Origin of the sequence: Salimicrobium album (assembly GCF_900107115.1) — a bacterium.
Lineage (GTDB): Bacteria > Bacillota > Bacilli > Bacillales > Halobacillaceae > Salimicrobium > Salimicrobium album.
Window position 1 is genome coordinate 272,205 of the sequence record NZ_FNOS01000005.1, and the last position, 21,808, is coordinate 294,012.

Consider the following 21,808-nt stretch of genomic DNA (forward strand, 5'->3'; position numbering starts at 1 on the left):
TTTCTGGCATAATAATTGTTTGAATCATTCCAAAAAATCAGAATCTTAGGTATAATGAAAGAGATACATTTTATTTGGGGGGATTTTTAATGGATAGAAAGGAACTCATTGCACCGGAACAGTATAATATTATTTCCGAAATGGAAAAGTATGCCCGGGGTGAAGAACGGAAGGCCTTAATCTGGATTGACAGTGAAGGCAACAAAAAGGAAGCTACATATCAGCAATTAATGAAAAGAGTAAACAAAATTGGTAACGCTTTCCTGAATGAAGGACTGAAACCGGGAGACAAAATAGTTATCATGATTCCGCGGACGATTGAAGCCTACGAAGTATATCTTGCTGCTATGAAGACAGGGATCATCATTATACCGGGGTCGGAGATGTTGCGGGCAAAAGATTTGCAGTACCGCATAGAACACGGAGAAGCGAAAGCCGTAGCCTGCTATCATCCATTCACTTCACAGTTTGATGAAGTGAAAGGGATCGATGATCTTCATCTGTTTTCTGTCGGAGAAGGGAAAGAAGGCTGGATATCTCTTGAAGAAAAAATTAAAAATACATCGGAGGAACTGGAAGCGGCTCCGACCCACAGGGACGACACAGCTTTTCTTCCATATACGTCCGGGACTACCGGAAACCCGAAAGGTGTGGTGCACACTCACGGATGGGGGTACGCCCATCTGAAGACGGCTGCATCCAAATGGCTGGCTATAGAAGAGAACGACGTAGTCTGGGCTACAGCCGGGCCGGGCTGGCAGAAGTGGATCTGGACACCTTTCCTTTCCGTTCTCGGCACGGGCGCGTGTGGACTTATTTATCAAGGTAAATTCGACCCGCGGACGTACTTGCAGATTATGCAGGACTATCACGTGAATGTTCTCTGCTGCACGCCTACGGAGTATCGGCTGATGGCCAAAGTGGATAATCTTGATGATTATTCGCTTCAATCGCTTCACAGTGCCGTATCCGCAGGTGAACCGCTGAACCGGGAAGTGATCGATACGTTCAAAAATCATTTCAACATCACGGTACGGGATGGTTACGGTCAGACGGAAAACACTCTGCTTGTCGGGATTATGAAAGATATGGAAGTGCGCCCGGGATCGATGGGTCGCCCTACACCGGGCAACGATGTGGATGTAATCGATGAAGAAGGTAAACCGGCAGAAGTCGGGGAGGTAGGGGATATAGCGGTGCATCTTGATACACCGGCCCTGTTCAAAGAATACTATAAAGATCCGGAACGTACGAAAATGTCCCGGAGAGGGGATTATTATATTACCGGAGACCAGGCTAAAAAAGATGAAGAAGGTTACTTCTGGTTCGAAGGCCGAAGTGATGACATCATCATCAGTTCCGGATACACGATCGGGCCTTTCGAAGTGGAAGATGCTCTCGTGAAACATAAAGCCGTCCAGGAATGCGCAGTGGTCGCAAGTCCCGACGAGGTAAGAGGTAACGTAGTCAAAGCTTTTATTGTACTGCAGTCCGGCGTGGAAGGGAACGAGAAGCTCGTCAAAGAACTGCAGGATCATGTTAAAGCGGAAACGGCCCCTTATAAATATCCGAGAAAAATCGAGTTTATCGAGGAGCTGCCGAAGACGACTTCAGGAAAAATACGGAGAATCGAATTGAGGAAGAAAGAGAAATAAATGAAATAATATCAGAAACAGGCGCAGAAGAACAACGCTCTTCTGCGCCTGTTTAGTGAAAAAAGACAGCTTTTCGCGCGGGAATTTTTCTTGTTTTATGGAAGTAAGAGCTATAAGGTATGATGGAAGTAGAAAGGAGAGAGTAACATGAGCAATACATTTCATCATCTCTTCAATAGTATCGTCGGTATACTGATACTGGTGGAGGGAGGTCTGTTCATCTTTACGAATAATAAAGACGGGGACTTGCATTTAAGGAGTATAATTATGACGGGTCTGCTGCTTTTAGCCTGGGGGATGTCCTATTACAAACAGGTGAAAGGGGACCGGAAGACAGAGTGGCTGATTTTCACTATAATCATCATGATACCAATGATTCTGCCTTTCCTGTTCTTTATATAAGCCACATCCACAAACCGGCTGCAGAAAAGAACAGGGCACCTGTCAGATAGACGTAGCCGAAAAAAATTTCTTTGCCTGAATCTCCACCGGTTTCCACGAAGCCGGAGAATGATAAAAAGAGGATGCATAATATATAAAGAGTCAGTGTCGTAGCGTGCCATTCCGTCGATCCAAGAAGCAACCATAAGCCCGCCGGGTATGCGGTTACAAGGGGTACGTACAGGGCGTCAAGCTTCCATTTTTCAAAGAATTTTTTCATGAATAACTTTTCCTCATTCCCTTTTTTTAATATTTTTAAACTGTGTGAAATTAACCATAATATGGTCGAAAAGTAATGAATTCCCTTTGACTTATTTTAAGGCTTTGTTACAATACTAAACCGTACACAGCAATGAAACAACACAAGCTTTTGGAAAGGATGGAGAAAATGAATAAACGGATTATGGATTGGCCCACATTTTTTGGGGCACTGGCTCTTCTACTGCTTGTAACTGTTCCGCTCATTTTATTTCCGGAAGCAGGTAAAGAACTGGTAGGGCAAGCGAACGATTTTATGACCGATAAATTCGGGTTTCTTTATATGGCCATGGGGCTGGCAGTTTTTGCATTCCTCGTATTTGTAGCATTCAGTAAGAATGGTCATGTAAAACTTGGCGAAGAAGGAGAAAAAGCGGAGTTCAATACGTTCTCCTGGGCGGCCATGCTATTCGCCGCCGGTATCGGCTCAAGTATTCTGTACTGGGGTGTCATAGAGTGGGTATACTATTACCAGGGACCTCCTTTTGGCATAGCGCCGGAATCGAAAGAAGCGATACAGTGGTCTACCGCTTACGGGATTTTCCACTGGGGTCCAATCGCCTGGGCGATTTACACCTTACCCGCACTTCCTATATCATATTTCTTTTACGTAAGACGAAAACCTGTACTTAAAGTAAGTGAAGCAGTACGTCCGGTCCTCGGAAAATGGGTGGACGGCCCTGTCGGGAATATCATAGATGTGTTATTTATGTTCGGTCTGATGGGCGGTGCCGGAACGACTCTCGCTCTCGGTACACCGATGATTGCCCAGGGGGTCAATTATTTGACCGGCATTCCCGTCACTCTCGGAATGCAGGCTGTCATTATGCTTGTAGCCACCGGAATATTCGCCGTCAGTTCCTATTCGGGACTAAGAAACGGGATTAAGGTGCTTAGTGACATCAATATATGGCTGGTCATATTTATACTCGCCTTTATATTAGCTGTAGGACCGACACGGTTCATTTTGGAAACGACATTCAACGCCGTCGGGATCCTTTTGGATAATTTCTTCAAAATGGCTACCTGGATGGAACCATTTGGAAATCTTGGACAATTTGAAGAAACCGGTTTCCCTGAAGCGTGGACCGTTTTCTACTGGGCGTGGTGGCTCGTTTACGCTCCGTTCGTCGGTCTGTTTGTTGCCAGGATTTCAAGAGGCCGGACGATTCGCGAAATGATTTTCGGTACGATTGTATACGGAAGTCTCGGAAGTATCCTTTTCTTCGGTATCATGGGGAACTTCGGACTTTATCTGCAGCTTACCGGTCAGTTCGATGCAATCTCCTTCCTGGAGGCCAACGGTGCTCCGGCAACCATCATTGAAATTATTGCCCAGCTGCCGTTTGCTCCTTTTATGGTGTTTGTATTCACTGTGCTGGCAATCATCTTTCTTGCAACCACATTCGATTCCTCTTCCTATATTCTTGCTTCTGTCGTTCAGAAAGAGATCGAAGGAGAACCGGAAAGATGGAACCGTTTGTTCTGGGCTTTTGCCCTGTGTCTGATGCCTCTTGTTCTTCTTTTCCTCGGGGGACTCGGTACACTGCAGACGGCCAGTATCGTAGGTGGTTTTCCGCTCATCTTCATAATGTTCCTGCTTGCCTGGTCGTTCATGAAAGCTTCCAGCGCGGATATCAGATCAGAAGATGATTATGAATCACCGACGATTCATATTAAACGTTGGAAAAAAGAAGGCAAGCGTCGTGCCGCTTCCCAGGTCTTCAAAGATGATCAAAAGAATCAAAAGGATCAAAAATAGAAACATCAAGCCGCCTCTTCCAGCTAGGAAGAGGCGGCTTTTTATTCGTTCGAAGAATTGTGACGGGTTAAGTAGGAGTCGGGGTGCTCCAGCGTAATACGATTGCTGTTTTTTAAAAGATTTTTCAGTAAGGGGAGTGTTTCCTCGCTTACAAATGCAATGATCCGCTCTTCGTGCCGGATCATTCTTTCCAGATTGGCGGCAATCGCCAGATTCTTTTCAAAATATTGTTTCAGCCAGGCCGTTCCGACCTGGTGATACCGATCCCCTGCAATATTTATGGAGGCGTGCAGGTGTTGAATGAGAGTGATGTAGGTATCGCTGTTTATCTGTTCCAAAACCCCCTGGATATCATCGTACGTTCGAAAAGCGTCCGCTTTTTGTTTAATGGATATGATTTCCTTCAACAAAGACGGCTGATACTCTTCCACCCAGGTAAATACCTGATCGAGGGAAGGGTCGGACATATTCACGATTTCATCAACCATATAGAGGACGGCAAGCCCTGCCTGTTCTGCCGTGCGGAAAGAGAACTGCTCCAGTGCATCATAAGTAAGAATGAATTCTTCCCTGAGATAAGAATCGAGATTTTTGTTGACTTCCTCTTCCACATAGTAATTTTTCTCGATAGCTATCGCAGTCGGTTCAAATGAAGCGAAAGACTCCGCAATAGACGAAATTTTCTCCTCCTGGACGAGGTCGGGATGAACTGAAAAGTTAGGTACTGCTATCAGTAAAAGACGACTCATGAGAAATTTTCCTCCTCAATAGCAGGTATAATATATTCTTTAAATTCGTGAATCACTTCTTCTACAGGCCGCTCACTTTTGGCCAGGTTGAACATAATGTGATTCACTCCGATTTCCCTGTACTCTTTCAAAATATCAACGATCGCTCTCCGTCCACCGCGGTATCCTGCCGGAATCTTCGAAAGGGGGGCATCTTCGTTTTCCTCCAGCTGCACAGGAAGCGGCATAATAAATGGATGGAATTCATCTTCGTGGAACTCTGCTGCTTTCTCTCTGTAGGATGCTACCATCTCCTTCTGTTTTTCGGGAGCTTGCGGGTAAAACATCCACCCATCCCCATTTTCCGCAATCCAGTCAAACGTCTGCTGACAGTAGCCGGTCATGAGCAAAGGTATGGGAGAAGACGGTTTCGGGACAAGGTTGGATTTATCGAGTTTGCCCATGGGGGATTCGAGTGCCGGGTATTCTTCGCTTATCGCTCTTTTGAAGAAGTCGAAAGATTCCCGGAACAGGCGTCCTCTCTTCATAATCGGGACGTTCAGCCCTTCGAAATCCTTACGCCGGTCTCCGGAAGAGATACCGAGTATTAGTCTCTCCGGGAAAAGCCGTTCTATACTCGCAGCTTCCTTGGCAAGGCGGAGCGGATGACGTAACGGCGTTACTACTGCTGCAGTACCTAGATTTATCGACTTTGTGTGTGCTCCGAGATAAGTGAGGTAAATCAGACTGTCGAAAATCTGACCGGTGGCAGGATCTTCAAACGTGGGGTCTTCAAGTACGACGTCCTGAAACCATAAGCAGGAAAATCCGGCTTCTTCTGCCAGTTGTGCCCGCTCCACCTGCCGATCAAGTATGGGTACCTCTTTCCCGTGAGCCTCTATAGGAATATTCAGCCCAAGCGTAAGTTTTCTTTTCTGAAACATAGAAGTGAATCCTTTATGCTCTTTCAACAGTATTCTCCCCTTTCCAAAAAATTAAGTATGGCTGATTGTGCAGACAAGTAAAGATATAGCTTTCTTCCCAGTATAGAGAAAGGGCGAGGCAATTTCCCAATATTGCGATTCAGAAAGAGCGTAACTCTTCTTCTGTGAAAAAAGGCGTCGTCTCGGACGAAGCGGCACACGTGATTATTTCTCCCGTGAAAGGGTGGGGGAAAGACAAAGCGGCTGCATGCAGAGACTGGCGTCCAAGTACATCGCCCTGTCCTCCATAAAGATCATCTCCAAGGAGCGGATGCCCCAGGTGACTCAGATGCACACGGATCTGATGAGTGCGGCCCGAGTCCAGTTTCAGACTGAGAAGTGTATAATCCTGTCCCCGCTGTACAACGTGATAATTAGTAATGGCGGGCTGCCCGTCTTCATCGACCATTCTTTTCACAGGATGAGCGGGGTCTTTTGCAATCGGCACCTCTACACGCCCGTTGTCATTTTCCACAAGGCCGTGTACTTTAGCTGCATATGCACGGCTGATTCGTCTGTTTTTCATCATATCTCCCAGTATCGCCGTGGCCAGAGCGTGCTTTCCAAAAAGTACGGCTCCGGAGGTGTGACGGTCGAGCCGGTGAATATATTTAGGTAAGACGGGTAATTGTTGTTTTCTGCAGTAAAAGGCTATGCCATTCCATAGCGTCTGCTGGATATCAGCAGCTCCATTTGGATGGGTGAACATTCCCGCCGGTTTGTTTACGACCAGTACGTGGTCGTCTTCGTAAAGGACATCCAGCTCCATTTCGAATTCAGGAAGAGTAAAGTCTTCGTGTTGAAAAAAATTTAAGGAAAGTATGTCTCCGGACCGCACAGGAGCAGTTTTCCAGTGGGGAGGACTGCCGTTCAGCAACACTTTTTCGTTGGAGCGGAAATCGTGTCTCAGTTTTCTCGGCACCTTCCATTTATTCTTCATTACGTTAGCTATTGTTATTCCGGACCAATTTTCGGGTACGGTCATATGTAGCCATTCACCATGTCGTTCCATAGACTTCTCCCCCCTTTTCTGTGAATCTATTGTAATCATGTTGTTGAACTATGTATACACTATGTTATAATAGGTAGGTTAAAAAATGAAACGAGTAGAAAGAGGTGTTTTCACCGTGCAACTTAGAGATGATATTCGCAATATTGCTATTATTGCACACGTCGACCACGGAAAAACGACGTTAGTAGACCAATTGTTACGTTATTCTGGAACATTTCGTGACAACGAAAATGTAAGTGAAAGAGCCATGGACTCCAACGATCTGGAAAAAGAACGCGGAATTACGATTCTGTCCAAAAACACCGCTGTTCAATATGGAGATTCAAGAATCAACATCCTGGACACGCCAGGACACGCTGATTTCGGCGGGGAAGTTGAACGTATTCTGAAAATGGTGGATGGCGTTCTTCTCGTCGTCGATGCTTATGAAGGGTGTATGCCGCAGACACGCTTTGTTCTGAAAAAAGCACTTGAACAAAAGCTTACGCCTGTAGTAGTACTGAATAAAATCGACCGTCCGAATGCCCGTCCTCAGGAAGTCATCGACGAAGTGCTCGATCTTTTCATCGAACTGGGTGCAGATGATGAGCAGCTTGAATTCCCTGTCGTCACAGCTTCTGCCCTGAACGGTACTTCCGGAGAAGGGGAAGATGATCAGGAAGAGACGATGGAACCGATCTTCAACCTTATCATGAACAATATTCCTGCCCCGATCGACAACCGGGATGAATCGTTGCAATTCCAGGTAACGCTTCTGGATTACAACGATTATCTCGGACGGATCGGAGTAGGCCGTGTCTTTCAGGGAACACTGAAAGTGGGAGACAACGTTTCCCTTATGAAGAAAGACGGCTCCGTGAAGAACTTCCGTATCTCCAAACTGTTCGGCTTTATCGGTCTGAAACGGGTGGAGATAACTGAAGCGAAAGCCGGCGATATTATCGCACTTGCCGGCCTTGAGGACATTAACGTCGGTGAAACGGTAACGGCCAAAGATAACCAGAAAGCCATGGAGATTCCGCGTATCGATGAGCCGACACTGCAAATGACTTTCCTTGTAAACAACAGTCCATTCGCAGGCAGGGAAGGTAAATTTGTGACTTCCCGTCAAATCGAGGAGCGTCTTCTTACTCAGCTGGAAACAGACGTAAGTCTGCGTGTGGAACCTACTTCTTCCCCGGATGCCTTTACCGTATCCGGACGTGGAGAGCTGCACCTTTCCATTCTGGTGGAAAATATGCGCCGTGAAGGTTTCGAACTGCAACTGTCCAAACCTAAAGTAATCATCAAGGAAATCGACGGAGTGAAGTGTGAACCGATGGAACGTGTCCAGGTGGATACACCCGAAGAGTATCAGGGTGCCGTCATGGAATCACTCGGTACACGGAAAGGTGAAATGAAAGACATGGTCAACGATGGTAACGGCCAGGTACGTCTTGAGTTTCTCGTACCTTCCCGTGGACTGATCGGTTATTCCACAGAATTCATGAGCCAGACACGCGGGTATGGTATTCTGAACCATACATTTGACGGATACGCTCCATTACAGAAAGGTAATGTCGGCGGACGCCGCAGCGGGGTACTTGTTTCCCAGGAAAAAGGGAAGGCTACAACGTACGGAATTATGAACCTTGAAGACAGAGGTACAATTTTCGTCGACCCTGGTACGGATGTTTATGAAGGAATGATTGTCGGAGAACACGTCCGGGAAAACGATCTGACCGTAAACATTACAAAAGAGAAACACCTGACTAACGTACGTTCAGCTACGAAGGACACGACGAACACTATTAAGAAGACTCGTGACCTTACGCTTGAAGAAGCGATTCAGTATCTGGATGACGATGAGTATTGCGAAGTAACGCCTGAAAACGTTCGTCTTCGTAAGAAAGTCCTTAACAAAGGTGAACGCGACCGTGCCGCTAAAAGGAATAAGTTACAGAACGCTGAAGAATAGAAGAACAGAAAAAGCCGGAGACGAGGAGTCTCCGGTTTTTTTGTGGTAAATAACTACTGGATCGTGACTTTCTTTTCCTGGTGCTGATGAATCTCTTCGGAAGGCTTTTCTATATGGACTGCCACTGTGTAGGTGCCTTTGGAAGGAAAGGAATGCCGGGCCCTGTAAACTCCCGGTTCTGTTTCTTCTGCATCCACATATTCATGCTTCTCTGATTCCGGGCTCGAGATCTCATAAGTGATCTCTCCTTTTTCGAAAGGAACCCCGTCTTTATTGATTGTCGTCTTTAATACGGTTCCTTCATCATTTTGGGATTTTTCAAGCGTTACTTCGAAAGGGGAGGATGCATGACTGTGGCTACCATCTTCGGAAGTCTGTCCATCTGCGCCTTCCACCGTAACTTCATTCTGAGGCATGGTGTGAAGTCCCCGGGCCTGTGTATGGGCGATAACCTGGTAGGAGCCGGCTTCAGAGAAACTGTACTGGGTAGTGTATTTTCCTTCTTCCGACTGTACGGCCTGAATCGTTTCGGATGACTCCTGTCCCTGGTCCGTTTTCCATATTTCAAACTCCACGTATTCGGCATCATTGACCGGCTCCGCATTTTGGGTCACTGTAGCGGTAATATCTGCATTCTCCGCGGCCGTGAGGGGGTGAGGTTCAAAGCTGACCTCCACCTCTACAGGAGCGGCAGCCATTTCATCCTCCTTTTTCTCTGAATCCGTGGATTCTTTCTCGGAAGATGCCGAACCACAGGCAGCAAGAGTGATTATTAGTAATAAGAACGGGATTGCTTTTTTCATATGGGTAATACTCCTTTATTATGTGTTTCCTTCAGCATATCATGGTTTCAGGACTTCGTCTGTGAACATTCCCTAAAATATTTTTTCATTCCATGCCGGCCGGGGGGCGGGGGAGCAGGAGATCCGGAAATCCGGAAACACTGCACCCGTGTATGCAAAAAGACTGACCCTGAAAATGAGGGTCAGTCTACGTTGTCTTCTTTCCAGTTGTATGAATAGAATTGTTCTCGGGTCACCCATTTCATAGCTTCCGGATTCCCGCTTCTTACTCCTGCTTCGAGATCGCTCAGGAGCTGCGATGTCTGGGAGTCGTGCGCTTTCAGTGTTCTCAGTTTCTTTTCCTGGACTTCCGAAATATCGTGAGACACATCCGGCTGCCCGAGATTTTCCTCCGTATCGTTCGCAAAAGCGAGAGCATAAAAAGCAGGGCGTTCTTCTTCTTTGATGTTCCGTAAGGCACGGACAACAGCACGGGCTGTCGCCTCGTGATCAGGGTGTACAGCATACCCCGGGTAGAAACTTATGACGAGGGAAGGTTCCAGTTCTTCCAGAAGATCTTCCACCAGACCCTGGAGCTTATCATCATCTTCGAACTCTAGTGTTTTATCCCGGTATCCCATCATGCGAAGGTCTCTGAGTCCCATTTCTTCCGCTGCTTTCTGCAGTTCTTTTTTTCTTATTTCAGGAAGGGATTCTCTCGTGGCGAACGCCGGATTTCCGAGATTCCTTCCCATTTCTCCCAATGTGAGACATGCGTAGGTGACCGGAACCCCCTGGTTAATATACGAGGATATAGTGCCACTTACTCCGAATGCCTCATCGTCCGGATGTGGAAAAATAACTAATACGTGATTTTCGTTCCTAAGCATACAGACTTCCTCCTTTAGCTATATTCATTATGATAGAAGTTTAAAGAAATATAAATTCATCTGCTTAAAAGGATTCTTTGGAGAAAGTATGCTTGTTTAGATTTCGAAATAAAAGGGTATTTTCAGAAAAAAGGAAGGAGCGGTACAATGAACCGTTACAAACTTGCCCGATTCCAGCAGGAATTCGCCGTCCTCGTTCAGGAGAGGGAAGAAACTGATGAGCTGCTGGTACTTCGTGAAAGGCTGGAAGCTTTTGCGGTGCCCGGAGAATTTCTCTATATTGATTTTGATGAAGTAGGTAATCTTAAAACCGTGGAAGTGGAACGTGATGAAGAACCGACGCCCTGACGTGGTGATTATAGGTTCTGGTGAAGTGACGTATCCTGAAGAACAGAGAGAAACCTGCCTATAAGGTTGACTTTCAGTTCTGAATTTTATAAACTATTCGAAAGTTACATTATAAAGTCGAGAATGAGAGCAGTTGAGCTGAGAATTCAGGTGAGCCGAGAGAACGCAGATAAAGACGGACGTAAGGAGCTGTCTGAGGGCTGCGTCATATCCCCTGCACCACCACTCTCTTACATTCTTCATAATCTCATTCTCCATTCTGCAACTATGGAGAGGTGAGCCACTTGACTACTTATGAATCCTTCCGAAAAGATTCTGATCATTATCTTACTATTCCTGTGATGGAGACATTTACAACAGACACTATCACTCCGATTCACATGTTTGCGGCTCTTGAAAAAGAAGCGGTCTACATGCTTGAAAGTGGAGACAGGGAGTCGGAGTGGTCCAACTACTCCTTTATAGGCCTCGACCCCGCCTATACTATTTTTCAGGAAGAAGGGCGATTTTTTGTAAAAACTCTGGAAACGGAAGAAACTTCCGCATACACATCGCTTGAAGAAGCGTATGAAGGTCTTTATGAATTTCTTCAGATCAAGATTCCGAAGACGCCTCTTCCGTTCAAGGGAGGGTGCGTAGGGTATATATCCTACGATGCAGTTTCTGATTTTGAACCTGTGCCTCCCGTTAATGAAGATCAGGAAAACTATCATTTTGTGTTCTGTCGCACCATTATTGCTCATGAACACCGTACCGAAAAAACGACGGTCATTTCTTTTGCGGACGGGAAGTTCCCTGAATCTTCTTATCGAAACACCTGCGAACGCATTAATGAGGTGAAACGGTCGATTGTGAAAGGAAGTGTGTTTCCGGACTTCCTTATTGATGAAAACATCCGTCCGGTGGAAATGACTCTGACAAGTAATTTCACCAAAAACAGTTACCTCGAAAGTGTACGTACTATCAAGGAGTATATTGAAGCGGGCGATATATTTCAGGCAGTGCTTTCCCAGCGTTTCCAGGCTGAAACGACACGTTCGGGCTTTGAACTGTACCGGGTCCTCAGAAAAGTGAACCCTTCCCCGTATATGTTTTATTTGAACTTCCCCCACATGGAAATAATAGGCAGCTCACCGGAAAGGTTACTGCGTGTGGAAAAAGGACAGCTGGAAATCCATCCTATCGCCGGGACGAGAAAGAGAGGCGAAACGGAAGAGGAGGATAAAGAGCTGGCAGCCGATCTTCTGGCGGATGAGAAAGAGCAGGCAGAACACCGTATGCTCGTGGATCTTGCCAGGAATGATGTCGGACGGGTAGCTAAATACGGAACAGTGGACGTCCATGACTATATGACGATCGGACTTTTTGCAAAAGTAATGCATATCATCAGTAAAGTTACAGGAGAGATAAGGGAGGATATTTCCTCTATCGATGCTTTAACAGCCGCATTTCCGGCAGGGACACTTTCAGGAGCGCCGAAAGTAAGAGCAATGCAGATTCTGCGTGAACTGGAACCTTCTCCCCGGCACGTGTATGGGGGTGGAGTGGTATATCTGGGTCTTGACGGAGACCTGGACTCCTGTATTGCCATCCGGACGATGACGAAAATCGGTCAGCAGGTCTTTATCCAGGCCGGAGCCGGAGTCGTGGCCGATTCGGATCCTGAAGGGGAGTATGAGGAAACAGTGAAGAAAGCGAGTGCGTTGAAATATGCGCTGGCTGTAGCAGAGCAGGCATTTGAGACGAGAAGAGAAGGAGCGGAGAAGAAATGAACAAATTTTTAAATGACACCCTGGAGGGTAAAGTTTTTTCTGAACATGAAGCTTATGAGCTGATGCATTCGATAATGAACGGGGAAGTGACCACGGCTCAGCTGGCCGGTCTTCTCAGCCTTATGAAATATCGCGGGGAAACCTCAAGTGAAATCACAGGATTTGTCAAAGCGATGAGAGAACACATGAAAGAATTTCCGATGTCCGACTCCGATGTCGTGGATACGTGCGGTACGGGGGGCGATGGCGCCTCTACCTACAATATTTCGACTGCCGTCTCGATTATACTGGCTGGAATGGGGGTTAAAGTCGCGAAACATGGAAATCGTAAAGTTTCTTCCACGAGCGGAAGCGCAGATGTTATAGAAACTCTCGGTATCCGGGTGGACTCCACTCCGGATGAGGGAGCGGAAACGATCCGGGCTCAAGGTCTGACGTTTCTGTACGCCCCGGTTTATCATCCTGCGATGAAGCATGCAGCAAAAGCCCGGGAAGAACTGGGATTCCGCACGGTATTCAATCTGCTCGGCCCGATGAGCAACCCTGCAAACGCGAAGAGACAGCTGATAGGTGTGTATGACACGGAGTATGCCGAAAAGATGGCGGAGGCTCTTAGACAATTAGGGTCGGAACACGTACTGTTCGTAACAGGACAGGATGGTCTGGATGAGATTACTATTACCGGTACGACGGACGTAGTGGAACTTAAAAATAACGAAATAACCAGATTCACAGTCCATCCCGCGGATTTCGGTTACAGTACTTTTCCGATTGAAGATGTTCAGATCTCATCCTCGGATGAAAGTGCCGCTTTAATCCGGAACGTGCTGAAAGGTTCTGCTCCGGAAGCCGCTCAGGCTATTGCCGTAATGAATGCCGGTGCCGGCGTTTACGTAGCCGGAGGTGCTGAAACCATCGCCGACGGGGTAACACAGGTGAAGGAAGCGATCGCCGGTCGAAAAGTTGAACAGTACTATGAACGCTTGACAGAAGGGGAGAGCAGTTATGCTGAATAAGATTCTGGAAGTGAAAAGAGAAGAAATCAGCAGACTCACCCTTCCGGAACGTGAGGGAGAACCGTGTGTGCCGTTCGCTGATTCTCTGAAGAAGGAAGGATCGATCGGACTTATAGCCGAAGTAAAAAAAGCGTCTCCTTCCAAAGGACTTATACGCGAAGATTTTGACCCTGTGGCTATAGCGAAAGCCTACGAAGCAGGCGGAGCCCGGGCTATATCCGTATTGACCGACCAAACCTTTTTTCAGGGAAATCCTGAATATCTCACAGCGATTAAACAGCACGTTTCCCTGCCCGTAATGAGAAAGGATTTCATCATCGACTCCCTCCAGGTTCAGGAGAGCCGCCGATTAGGGGCGGATGCTATCCTGCTGATCGGTGAAGCGCTGGATGTGGAACAGTTGAAAAAGCTGTATGATGAAGCGTACAGTCTCGGCATGGAAGTGCTGGTCGAAGTGCATGCTTTAAAAACGCTGCACAGAATTCTGGAGGTTTTCACGCCTGCAGTACTCGGTATCAACAATCGTGATTTGAATACTTTCAACACGAGCCTTACCCACACAGCTACTATTGCCGATTCGGTGCCCGAAAACTGTTTTCTCATATCCGAAAGTGGAATCTATACGAGCGAGCATGTAGCCGAGGTAAAGAAAGCCGGAGCGGGAGCGGTTCTTGTGGGTGAGTCATTAATGAGGCAGTCAGATGTGGAAGAAGCGGTACGACAGCTGCTGAAGGAGGAGAACTAATGGAACCACTTATTAAACTTTGCGGAAACCAGCGTGAGGCTGACGTGGAAAAAGGCGCGTTTTCGCCTGCTACCCATTTAGGTTTTATCTTTGTGAAGTCTGCGGGAAGATACGTTCTTCCCGAGAAAGCAGGCAGCTGGATTAAACGTATCAGACCTGCTCAGAAGCTGGTAGGTGTATTCGTTAATCCGACTGTAGATGAAATTGATGAAGTGCTGAGGTTTGTACCTCTCGATGTTATACAACTCCACGGTAACGAGACGGTTTCGGAACTCCTGAAAATCAAGGAAACTTTCCCTATGCCCGTATGGAAAGCTATCCCTCACCAGAAGGATGGTCTGGCGACGATGAAGCTGTTCAGCGGGGTGGCTGAGGGCTTCGTTGTGGATTCCAAAGTGAAGGGAGCTTACGGCGGCACAGGTGTCAGCTTTGACTGGGAAGCTATTCCTGCTTACCAGCAGGAAGCGAACAGGCAGAACGTACCGTGTCTGATGGCGGGAGGTATTACTCCCGAAAACATTAAGGAATTGATGACCTACTCTCCGGAAGGCGTAGATATTTCAAGCGGAATTGAAACAGAGGGTCGGAAAGATTTTCATAAAATCCAGGTAATTACGAAAGAGGTGACGGGTCATGCTTACAAATTTGCCAAATCATAAGGGGAGATTCGGTGACTTCGGTGGAAAATACGTACCGGAAACGCTGATGGCACCACTGGAGGAACTGGAATCCGCGCTTGATGAAGCGATGGAAGACGAGACTTTCCTGAAACAGTATGAACACGATCTGAAAGAATATGCCGGCCGTCCGACTCCACTGACGTATGCAGATAAACTGACCGCTGAACTGGGAGGAGCCCATATTTACCTGAAGCGGGAAGACCTGCTTCACACTGGGGCACATAAATTGAATAACGCTCTCGGTCAGGCCCTTCTGGCCAAACGTATGGGTAAAGATAAAATCATAGCCGAGACCGGAGCAGGACAGCACGGTGTCGCCTCCGCGACCATAGCGGCAAAGCTCGGGCTTACCTGCAAAGTATTTATGGGGGAAGAGGATATCAGGAGACAGGAACTGAACGTGTTCCGGATGAAACTTCTTGGTGCGGAAGTGGTTCCTGTTTCAAGCGGGAACGGTACATTAAAAGACGCTACAAACGAAGCGATCCGCTACTGGGTAGCGAACTGTGACGACCATTTCTACCTGATCGGTTCCGTCGTCGGGCCCCACCCTTATCCGAGAATGGTGAGGAACTTCCAGCGTATTATCGGTGATGAGACAAAAGAGCAGATGACACGGAAAGCTGACAGGATTTATGCATGTGTTGGCGGTGGAAGTAACGCCATCGGTATGTTTTATCCGTATCTGGAAGAAGATGTAGAGCTTATCGGTATCGAAGCTGCCGGAAAAGGGATAAATACTTCGGAACACGCGGCCACTCTTACAAAAGGAACACCCGGAGTGATTCACGGGTCTCTCACCTATCTGATGCAGGATGAGAATGGACAGATTACAGAGCCGTATTCCATTTCAGCAGGACTCGACTATCCGGGGATCGGTCCGGAGCATGCAAATCTTTTCAGAACGAAGCGGGTCCGGTATGAATCGGTCACCGATGAAGAAGCTCTGGAAGCCGTGAAGCAGCTTTCCCGGGCTGAAGGTATCATTCCTGCGATCGAATCCGCTCACGCAGTCGCTCAGGCGATAAAGGAAGCGAAAGAGATGTCCGTGGAAGATACTATCGTTATCAACGTCTCCGGCCGGGGAGATAAAGACATGGCGACGCTTATGGAACATTTTACGGAGGAGGGACTGCAATGATGACACAGAGGACGATGTTTCAGGGAAAGCTGACCAGGGAGAAAGACCTGTTCATCCCTTTTATAGTTGCAGGTGACCCCCATCCGGATAAAACCGTCCAATATGCCCTCCGCCTCCAGGAAGAAGGAGCGGACGTGCTGGAGCTTGGGGTCCCGTATTCCGACCCTCTGGCGGATGGCCCGGTCATTCAAAAAGCGGCAAAACGGGCGCTTGATGCGGGGATGTCTTTGAAAAAAGCAGTGGAGATGGTCCCGACATTGAGAAAAGCGGGAGTATCCATCCCGGTCGTCATCTTTACGTACTACAATCCCGTACTTCAATACGGCCACGATAAGTTTATCGAAGCCCTTGAACAAAACGGAGTGGAAGGACTGCTTATCCCGGATCTTCCCCTCGAAGAAAGTGAAGACCTGAACGAGCGTACTAAGCAGAAGAACATAGAACTTATTTCGCTTGTGGCTCCTACTTCCGAAGCGAGAATCAAAAGAATAGCGGAGCAGGCCCGCGGTTTTCTTTATTGTGTATCAAGCCTGGGTGTTACGGGGGAGAGGAAAGAGATAGCTCCCGAAACACTTGCTTTTATAGAAAAAGTGAAAGAATACAGCAGTGTTCCTGTGGCGGTCGGCTTCGGCATCTCCTCGTATGATCAGGTGGAGCTGATGAAGAAACATGCAGACGGATACATTATAGGAAGTAAAATAGTGAAGATGATTGAGGCCAGTGTGGAAACAGAGAAAAATACAGATGAAAAAAGAGGATTGGAACAATTTTCGGAAGAATTGCGAAAACTTGTGAAAGGATAACAGTATTCAGAATTAGCAGAGAGGAGCAGAGCAGAGATGATCTACATGATCGACCATTATGATTCGTTCACTTATAATCTCGTTCAATACATCGGGGAACTGGGAGCAGAAGTGGTGGTTCGTCGCCCCGAGGAGATATCGCCGCAGGAAATCAGGGAGCTGGCTCCTGAACTTATAGTTCTCTCGCCCGGACCGCAATCTCCGGAAAAAATGCCCCGTACTCAGGAAATCATTCGAATATTTCATAAAGAAATCCCTATATTCGGAGTGTGTCTCGGTCACCAGGCACTTGCTTATTACTTCGGGGGCTCGATAATTCGTGCGGACCGCCTGATGCATGGGAAAGCTTCCGAAATCGATCATGACGGGCACACTGTATTCGCAGGCCTGTCGACGCCTTTGACTGCAATGCGCTACCATTCTCTTATAGTGGACCTGCCGACATTACCGCCATGTTTTGATGTTACGGCTGCCACTTCCGAAGGGACAGTGATGGGAATCAGGCACAGAGACTATCCTCTTGAGGGGGTCCAGTTTCACCCTGAATCAATTGGCACCGTGGAGGGGAAACGATTAGTCAGAAATATGCTTCAAGCGTATACCGCGGTGAAAATGTGAAAAAGCGCCTCGCTTCAGAGGCGCTTTTCTTCGTGCGAAGAAGAGATTTCAGCCACTGTAAACGCCAGTTCCTCATTTCCGAAAGCGGAAAGGACGTCCAGTAGAAGCTCCTCCTGAATGCCTTCCGACTCTTTTGCAGGAACCGTGTCTTTGAGCATCTCTTTCAAAAGAGGACTGACTTCCTGGTAGGGGTAAGCCGTCTGATAAACTTCTACTGCGTTTTCCCCGTGGTCGACACACCACTGGGCAAACAGCAAAATCATCATTTTCTCTTCTTCTTTATATTTCTGTATGATCCATTCGTCTTTTTCGTTCATAAAAAAAACCTCCTGATAATTATTATAGGAGACCTTCAGCAATTAGTATAGGGAGAGTGGGGGTGCTTGTTGACTGTCAGATTACTGGATCACCGTTATATTTTTAGGTGATTCCTCCTGACCGCCGGTGTTAAGAAATCTGCTGATTTCTTCCGGTGAGAGTCCGAGGTTCCGGGCTTCCTGCATCAGTTCCACCCATTCCATATCAAGTTTTTTATTCAAGCAAATCACACCCCACTCTATAGGATGACTTCATTATAACGCTTTTATCTGATAAAATAAACACAAATTTTTGTATTTATCAGAAAACTTTTGTTCTCTTTTTGGTTTTTGGCAGAGAGGAAATGGTTTATACTTAATAGTGTATACAAAACATTTAACCAGCAGGGAGCAGTGATGTATAAGAAACAACACTTTTATCGGTAGAAAAAGGGGGGCGCAAAAGGCGCTTTCTCTTACAGGAGAATCTTGGAGCTAGAACGATTTATTCCTACAAACAATCGAAAGGAGTAGTTGGTCATGAAACTGTATCAGGATGATAAACGTTTTTTCGCAGGAGACAGCGACAATCCGGAAGCTTATATCCATTTCGAGAAATTCGGGGATGATAAGCTTATAGTCGACCACACGTATGTCGGCGAATCGATGAGAGGCCAGGGAGCGGGAAAGCAGCTGGTGGAAGCTGTAGTCAACTATGCGAGAGAAGAAAATAAAAAAATCGTCGCTCACTGTCCTTACACGCGCGATGTCCTGACGAATAACGAAGAATATCATGATGTATTCATTGGAATTCATAATTCCTGACTCCCATGTAAAAACAGCGCTTTTGCCACGCAGGCAGGAGCGCTGTTTTAGAAGAAAAAATACTTAATGAACCGCTGATTATAAAAATATAAGGGTAGCGTGTTGACAGGTTTAAATAAAAATGTATAATTATGAATAAATAATAATAAAAATACATTCAGCGAAAAAGTAAGTATTTCAGTCGAAGACTCCAGCGAACCGGCGGATGGTGGGAGCCCGGTGTACGGAAGCTGAAAGAAACGCACTTTGGAGAAGTTCCGGTGAAAATAAGTAGCCGGAACCGGGTTCCTGCCCGTTATCCCGTGACGAGCCGGTCCTTTACTGTCAGAGACAGGTGAGGACAACGAGAGTGGTACCGCGGATATACGTCCGTCTCTTTACGAAGAGGCGGACTTTTCTTATTGCAGATCAAACGATTATTGAAAATAACTATAAGGAGGAAGATATTTATGGCTAAACCTAAAGTAGTGCTTGCATATTCCGGAGGGCTGGACACTTCCATATCAGTTAAATGGATTCAGGAAAAATATGGTTACGACGTAATTGCACTCGGTATCGATGTCGGAGAGGGGAAGGATCTTGAGACGATCAGACAGAAAGCGCTCGATGTCGGAGCAGTTAAAGCGATCATGATAGAGGGGAAAGAACTGCTCGCCGAAGAGTACTTAATGCCCGCGCTGAAAGCGAATACGCTCTACGAAGGGAAATATCCGCTCTCTTCCGCCTTATCGAGACCTCTCATTTCCAAACTGCTGGTGGAAGTAGCGGAGCAGGAAGGGGCAGTAGCCGTAGCACACGGATGTACCGGAAAAGGAAACGACCAGGTCAGGTTTGAGCTGTCCATTCAGGCTCTGAATCCGGAATTGGAAGTCATTGCCCCCGTCAGAGAATGGGGTATGACGAGGGATGAGCAGATAGGTTATGCAGAAGAGAAAGGTATACCTATTCCGGTAAACCTTGAAAATCCTTTCTCCATCGACGCGAATATCTGGGGGAGAGCCTGTGAAGCGGGGGTTCTGGAAGATCCGTGGCAGGAAGCACCTGAAGCAGCATATGACTGGACAAACCCGGTGGAAGACACACCGGATACCCCTGAAACGATCGAAATCTCCTTTGAACAGGGAAAGCCTGTGAGTCTGAACGGAGAAGCACTCGGACTCGTCGACATGATTGAGAAACTGAATGTTCTTGGAGGAGAGCATGGAGTCGGGCGGATAGATCATACAGAGAACAGACTGGTGGGGATCAAGTCGAGAGAAGTGTACGAAAATCCGGCAGCCATGATTCTTATTAACGCCCATAAAGAACTGGAGTCGCTTACACTTACCAGGGAAGTGGCTCACTACAAACCCCAGGTAGAACAGCAACTGGCTCAAGTGGTATATGACGGGCTCTGGTATTCTCCGCTCAGAACAGCCCTGCAGGCGTTTGTGGAAGATACTCAGCAGTTTGTGACGGGAACGGTGAAAATCAAGCTGTTCAAAGGGCACCATCAGGTCATCGGTAAGCAGTCCCCTGTAAGTCTTTATAACGAAGAATTATCAACCTATTCAAAAGAAGATGCTTTCGATCATAATGCTGCCGTAGGTTTTATCAAATTGTGGGGGCTTCCTACAAAAGTGCATGCGGATGTGCATAATAAGAAGAAACATCTGGTGTCAGTAGATGAGTAAGCTTTGGGGCGGAAGATTCACGAAGCAGACGGACGAACTGGTCGAGGAGTATACAGCCTCGATCAGTTTTGATAAAAAGCTGGCGGCATTTGATATTGAAGGAAGTAAGGCTCACGTGCGTATGCTCGGAAATCAGGGGATAATCCCGACGGAAGAAGCCCGGGAGATCGGTGAGGGACTGGATAAAATTCTCTCCAGAATAGAGAGGGGAGAAGTTGAATATTCTGTAGCTGACGAAGATATCCATATGAATATCGAACATATGCTTATTGACGAAATAGGTCCTGTGGGCGGAAAACTTCATACGGGGCGGAGCCGTAATGACCAGGTGGCTACAGATATGCATCTGTATCTGAGAGAGAAGACGAAGAAACTCATTGAACTTGTAGAGACTGTCCAGCAGGCGATCGTCGGGCAGGCGGGATCGAATGTGGAGACGATGATCCCCGGGTATACTCACCTGCAGCGGGCTCAGCCGATTTCTTTCGCCCACCATATTCTTGCTTATTTCTGGATGTTTGAAAGAGATAAAGAAAGACTTCAGGACAGTCTGAAGCGTGTGAACTGGTCGCCTCTCGGGGCAGCGGCACTGGCCGGAACGACGTATCCGATCAATCGCCGTGAGACAGCGGAAGCTCTCGGTTTCGAAAAGGTGTATCCGAATTCTCTCGACGCAGTGAGCGACAGGGACTTTATTCTTGAATTTCTTTCGGACGCTTCTATATTGATCATGCATATCTCCCGGCTGTCCGAGGAACTGGTAATGTGGAGCAGCGAGGAATTCCGGTTTGTGGAACTGGATGATGCTTTCTGTACCGGTTCAAGTATTATGCCGCAGAAGAAGAACCCCGACGTCCCTGAGCTGCTGCGGGGGAAGACAGGAAGAATTTACGGAAACCTGATGGGGCTTTTAACACTGTTGAAGGGTCTGCCTCTTGCTTACAATAAAGATATGCAGGAAGACAAAGAGGGGATGTTCGATACAGTGGAGACGTTGGAGGGGGCCCTCTCCCTTCTTGCCCCGATGCTTGAAACGATGGAAGTCAATAAGCACAGAACGGACAGTTCCGTAAAAAGTGATTATTCCAATGCCACTGATATGGCGGATTATCTTGCGGTAAAAGGTCTGCCATTCCGTGAAGCGCATGAAATCATCGGTAAAATTGTTCTGTACGCTATTCAGGAAGAGAAGTATCTGCTTGATTTGAAACTGGAAGAATTCAAAGAATTTTCGGAACTGATCGACGAGGATATTTTTGAAAAACTGGCCCCTGATCAGGTGATAGCAGCCAGAAAAAGTGAGGGCGGCACGGGATTTGACCAGGTGAGAGAACAGTTGAAAGCTGCTGAAGAACATTTGTCTTTTTAAGGAAGGCAAGTGTTCTATTATTGGGAAAAGGGAAGAGTGTACTACGTCACGCAG

General features: G+C 47.1%; 23 protein-coding genes and 1 other annotated feature. Of the genes, 15 read left to right on the forward strand and 8 right to left on the reverse strand.

The window, feature by feature from the left end; genetic code table 11:
• The first annotated feature begins 89 nt into the window (after window positions 1-89).
• Together mbcS and BLU03_RS10975 are read left to right on the forward strand one after the other, a co-directional pair.
• The gene (mbcS, locus tag BLU03_RS10970; protein WP_093107787.1) at window positions 90-1,655 is read left to right on the forward strand and encodes an acyl-CoA synthetase MbcS; all 1,566 of its coding nucleotides are present in this window, start codon (window positions 90-92) and stop codon (window positions 1,653-1,655) included.
• Window positions 1,656-1,802: 147 nt separating this feature from the next.
• Window positions 1,803-2,057 (forward strand): hypothetical protein, encoded by a 255-nt coding sequence (locus tag BLU03_RS10975; RefSeq protein WP_093107789.1) that lies wholly within the window; start codon window positions 1,803-1,805, stop codon window positions 2,055-2,057.
• Here BLU03_RS10975 and BLU03_RS10980 read toward each other — a convergent pair.
• On the reverse strand, window positions 2,050-2,316 hold the full coding sequence (locus tag BLU03_RS10980; protein WP_076571395.1) for a hypothetical protein: 267 nt from the start codon (window positions 2,314-2,316) through the stop codon (window positions 2,050-2,052). The two genes, BLU03_RS10975 and BLU03_RS10980, sit on opposite strands and share 8 nt — an antisense overlap.
• Window positions 2,317-2,484: 168 nt before the next feature.
• Here BLU03_RS10980 and BLU03_RS10985 point away from each other — a divergent pair, with 168 nt between their 5' ends.
• Window positions 2,485-4,116 carry a BCCT family transporter gene (locus tag BLU03_RS10985; RefSeq protein ID WP_076571397.1) on the forward strand — a complete coding sequence of 544 codons (1,632 nt, stop codon included), beginning with the start codon at window positions 2,485-2,487 and terminating at the stop codon, window positions 4,114-4,116.
• 41 nt (window positions 4,117-4,157) lie between these two features.
• Here the strand turns inward: BLU03_RS10985 and BLU03_RS10990 are convergent, their stop codons facing one another.
• The 3 genes from BLU03_RS10990 to BLU03_RS11000 all read right to left on the reverse strand — a co-directional run bounded on the left by BLU03_RS10990 (window position 4,158) and on the right by BLU03_RS11000 (window position 6,839).
• On the reverse strand, window positions 4,158-4,865 hold the full coding sequence (locus BLU03_RS10990; protein WP_008588448.1) for a DUF5694 domain-containing protein: 708 nt from the start codon (window positions 4,863-4,865) through the stop codon (window positions 4,158-4,160).
• Window positions 4,862-5,815 (reverse strand): TIGR03571 family LLM class oxidoreductase, encoded by a 954-nt coding sequence (locus BLU03_RS10995; RefSeq protein WP_093107791.1) that lies wholly within the window; start codon window positions 5,813-5,815, stop codon window positions 4,862-4,864. The genes BLU03_RS10990 and BLU03_RS10995 overlap by 4 nt, the downstream gene beginning before the upstream one ends.
• Before the next feature lie 112 nt (window positions 5,816-5,927).
• The gene (locus BLU03_RS11000; protein WP_076571399.1) at window positions 5,928-6,839 is read right to left on the reverse strand and encodes an RluA family pseudouridine synthase; all 912 of its coding nucleotides are present in this window, start codon (window positions 6,837-6,839) and stop codon (window positions 5,928-5,930) included.
• Between the two features lie 115 nt (window positions 6,840-6,954).
• Between BLU03_RS11000 and typA the strand changes: the two genes are divergently transcribed.
• Window positions 6,955-8,796, forward strand: coding sequence for a translational GTPase TypA (typA, locus tag BLU03_RS11005; RefSeq protein WP_008588455.1), 1,842 nt, complete (start codon window positions 6,955-6,957; stop codon window positions 8,794-8,796).
• A 53-nt stretch (window positions 8,797-8,849) separates the two neighbouring features.
• On the opposite strand, the gene BLU03_RS11010 is transcribed toward typA, so the two are convergent.
• Together BLU03_RS11010 and bshB2 are read right to left on the reverse strand one after the other, a co-directional pair.
• Window positions 8,850-9,599 carry a FixH family protein gene (locus tag BLU03_RS11010; RefSeq protein ID WP_076571401.1) on the reverse strand — a complete coding sequence of 250 codons (750 nt, stop codon included), beginning with the start codon at window positions 9,597-9,599 and terminating at the stop codon, window positions 8,850-8,852.
• Between the two features lie 182 nt (window positions 9,600-9,781).
• Window positions 9,782-10,468: a bacillithiol biosynthesis deacetylase BshB2 gene (gene bshB2 / locus BLU03_RS11015; RefSeq protein WP_093107793.1), complete on the reverse strand. Its 687-nt coding sequence runs from the start codon at window positions 10,466-10,468 to the stop codon at window positions 9,782-9,784.
• 147 nt (window positions 10,469-10,615) lie between these two features.
• On the opposite strand from bshB2, the gene BLU03_RS11020 reads away from it, so the two are divergent.
• The 8 genes from BLU03_RS11020 to BLU03_RS11055 all read left to right on the forward strand — a co-directional run bounded on the left by BLU03_RS11020 (window position 10,616) and on the right by BLU03_RS11055 (window position 17,591).
• Window positions 10,616-10,816, forward strand: a complete 201-nt coding sequence (locus BLU03_RS11020; protein ID WP_008588461.1) for a hypothetical protein — start codon at window positions 10,616-10,618, stop codon at window positions 10,814-10,816.
• A 284-nt stretch (window positions 10,817-11,100) separates the two neighbouring features.
• Window positions 11,101-12,588: an anthranilate synthase component I gene (trpE, locus tag BLU03_RS11025; protein WP_093107795.1), complete on the forward strand. Its 1,488-nt coding sequence runs from the start codon at window positions 11,101-11,103 to the stop codon at window positions 12,586-12,588.
• On the forward strand, window positions 12,585-13,604 hold the full coding sequence (gene trpD / locus BLU03_RS11030) for an anthranilate phosphoribosyltransferase (RefSeq protein WP_076571406.1): 1,020 nt from the start codon (window positions 12,585-12,587) through the stop codon (window positions 13,602-13,604). Before trpE ends, trpD begins: the two co-directional genes overlap by 4 nt.
• Window positions 13,594-14,349, forward strand: a complete 756-nt coding sequence (trpC, locus tag BLU03_RS11035; RefSeq protein ID WP_093107797.1) for an indole-3-glycerol phosphate synthase TrpC — start codon at window positions 13,594-13,596, stop codon at window positions 14,347-14,349. Before trpD ends, trpC begins: the two co-directional genes overlap by 11 nt.
• Window positions 14,349-15,008: a phosphoribosylanthranilate isomerase gene (locus BLU03_RS11040; protein ID WP_008588469.1), complete on the forward strand. Its 660-nt coding sequence runs from the start codon at window positions 14,349-14,351 to the stop codon at window positions 15,006-15,008. Before trpC ends, BLU03_RS11040 begins: the two co-directional genes overlap by 1 nt.
• Complete coding sequence (gene trpB / locus BLU03_RS11045; protein ID WP_093107799.1) at window positions 14,983-16,170, forward strand: tryptophan synthase subunit beta; 1,188 nt, start codon at window positions 14,983-14,985, stop codon at window positions 16,168-16,170. The genes BLU03_RS11040 and trpB overlap by 26 nt, the downstream gene beginning before the upstream one ends.
• Window positions 16,167-16,973 carry a tryptophan synthase subunit alpha gene (gene trpA / locus BLU03_RS11050; RefSeq protein WP_008588473.1) on the forward strand — a complete coding sequence of 269 codons (807 nt, stop codon included), beginning with the start codon at window positions 16,167-16,169 and terminating at the stop codon, window positions 16,971-16,973. The genes trpB and trpA overlap by 4 nt, the downstream gene beginning before the upstream one ends.
• A gap of 36 nt (window positions 16,974-17,009) precedes the next feature.
• Window positions 17,010-17,591 (forward strand): anthranilate synthase component II, encoded by a 582-nt coding sequence (locus BLU03_RS11055; protein WP_076571412.1) that lies wholly within the window; start codon window positions 17,010-17,012, stop codon window positions 17,589-17,591.
• A 14-nt stretch (window positions 17,592-17,605) separates the two neighbouring features.
• On the opposite strand, the gene BLU03_RS11060 is transcribed toward BLU03_RS11055, so the two are convergent.
• Both BLU03_RS11060 and BLU03_RS11065 read right to left on the reverse strand, forming a co-directional pair.
• On the reverse strand, window positions 17,606-17,908 hold the full coding sequence (locus tag BLU03_RS11060) for a hypothetical protein (protein ID WP_008588478.1): 303 nt from the start codon (window positions 17,906-17,908) through the stop codon (window positions 17,606-17,608).
• Between the two features lie 81 nt (window positions 17,909-17,989).
• The gene (locus BLU03_RS11065) at window positions 17,990-18,130 is read right to left on the reverse strand and encodes an anti-repressor SinI family protein (RefSeq protein ID WP_093107801.1); all 141 of its coding nucleotides are present in this window, start codon (window positions 18,128-18,130) and stop codon (window positions 17,990-17,992) included.
• 297 nt (window positions 18,131-18,427) lie between these two features.
• On the opposite strand from BLU03_RS11065, the gene BLU03_RS11070 reads away from it, so the two are divergent.
• The 3 genes from BLU03_RS11070 (at window position 18,428) to argH (ending at window position 21,754) form a co-directional block, all read left to right on the forward strand.
• Window positions 18,428-18,712, forward strand: a complete 285-nt coding sequence (locus tag BLU03_RS11070; protein WP_008588481.1) for a GNAT family N-acetyltransferase — start codon at window positions 18,428-18,430, stop codon at window positions 18,710-18,712.
• A gap of 151 nt (window positions 18,713-18,863) precedes the next feature.
• Window positions 18,864-19,092: a binding site (T-box leader), on the forward strand.
• A 69-nt stretch (window positions 19,093-19,161) separates the two neighbouring features.
• The gene (locus BLU03_RS11075; protein WP_008588483.1) at window positions 19,162-20,385 is read left to right on the forward strand and encodes an argininosuccinate synthase; all 1,224 of its coding nucleotides are present in this window, start codon (window positions 19,162-19,164) and stop codon (window positions 20,383-20,385) included.
• Window positions 20,378-21,754, forward strand: coding sequence for an argininosuccinate lyase (argH, locus tag BLU03_RS11080; RefSeq protein WP_008588484.1), 1,377 nt, complete (start codon window positions 20,378-20,380; stop codon window positions 21,752-21,754). Before BLU03_RS11075 ends, argH begins: the two co-directional genes overlap by 8 nt.
• The last annotated feature ends 54 nt before the right edge of the window (window positions 21,755-21,808 follow it).

Bases quoted from the DNA above. Each gene is read 5' to 3' on its own strand.
- trpC (WP_093107797.1), top strand. From the start codon at position 13,594: ATGCTGAATAAGATTCTGGAAGTGAAAAGAGAAGAAATCAGCAGACTC.
- trpB (WP_093107799.1), top strand. From the start codon at position 14,983: ATGCTTACAAATTTGCCAAATCATAAGGGGAGATTCGGTGACTTCGGT.
- BLU03_RS10990 (WP_008588448.1), bottom strand. From the start codon at position 4,865: ATGAGTCGTCTTTTACTGATAGCAGTACCTAACTTTTCAGTTCATCCC.
- BLU03_RS11020 (WP_008588461.1), top strand. From the start codon at position 10,616: ATGAACCGTTACAAACTTGCCCGATTCCAGCAGGAATTCGCCGTCCTC.
- BLU03_RS11000 (WP_076571399.1), bottom strand. From the start codon at position 6,839: ATGGAACGACATGGTGAATGGCTACATATGACCGTACCCGAAAATTGG.
- BLU03_RS11040 (WP_008588469.1), top strand. From the start codon at position 14,349: ATGGAACCACTTATTAAACTTTGCGGAAACCAGCGTGAGGCTGACGTG.
- argH (WP_008588484.1), top strand. From the start codon at position 20,378: ATGAGTAAGCTTTGGGGCGGAAGATTCACGAAGCAGACGGACGAACTG.
- BLU03_RS10975 (WP_093107789.1), top strand. From the start codon at position 1,803: ATGAGCAATACATTTCATCATCTCTTCAATAGTATCGTCGGTATACTG.
- BLU03_RS11075 (WP_008588483.1), top strand. From the start codon at position 19,162: ATGGCTAAACCTAAAGTAGTGCTTGCATATTCCGGAGGGCTGGACACT.
- BLU03_RS10985 (WP_076571397.1), top strand. From the start codon at position 2,485: ATGAATAAACGGATTATGGATTGGCCCACATTTTTTGGGGCACTGGCT.
- mbcS (WP_093107787.1), top strand. From the start codon at position 90: ATGGATAGAAAGGAACTCATTGCACCGGAACAGTATAATATTATTTCC.
- trpD (WP_076571406.1), top strand. From the start codon at position 12,585: ATGAACAAATTTTTAAATGACACCCTGGAGGGTAAAGTTTTTTCTGAA.
- BLU03_RS10980 (WP_076571395.1), bottom strand. From the start codon at position 2,316: ATGAAAAAATTCTTTGAAAAATGGAAGCTTGACGCCCTGTACGTACCC.
- BLU03_RS11010 (WP_076571401.1), bottom strand. From the start codon at position 9,599: ATGAAAAAAGCAATCCCGTTCTTATTACTAATAATCACTCTTGCTGCC.
- BLU03_RS11055 (WP_076571412.1), top strand. From the start codon at position 17,010: ATGATCTACATGATCGACCATTATGATTCGTTCACTTATAATCTCGTT.
- trpA (WP_008588473.1), top strand. From the start codon at position 16,167: ATGATGACACAGAGGACGATGTTTCAGGGAAAGCTGACCAGGGAGAAA.
- BLU03_RS11060 (WP_008588478.1), bottom strand. From the start codon at position 17,908: ATGAACGAAAAAGACGAATGGATCATACAGAAATATAAAGAAGAAGAG.
- BLU03_RS11070 (WP_008588481.1), top strand. From the start codon at position 18,428: ATGAAACTGTATCAGGATGATAAACGTTTTTTCGCAGGAGACAGCGAC.
- bshB2 (WP_093107793.1), bottom strand. From the start codon at position 10,468: ATGCTTAGGAACGAAAATCACGTATTAGTTATTTTTCCACATCCGGAC.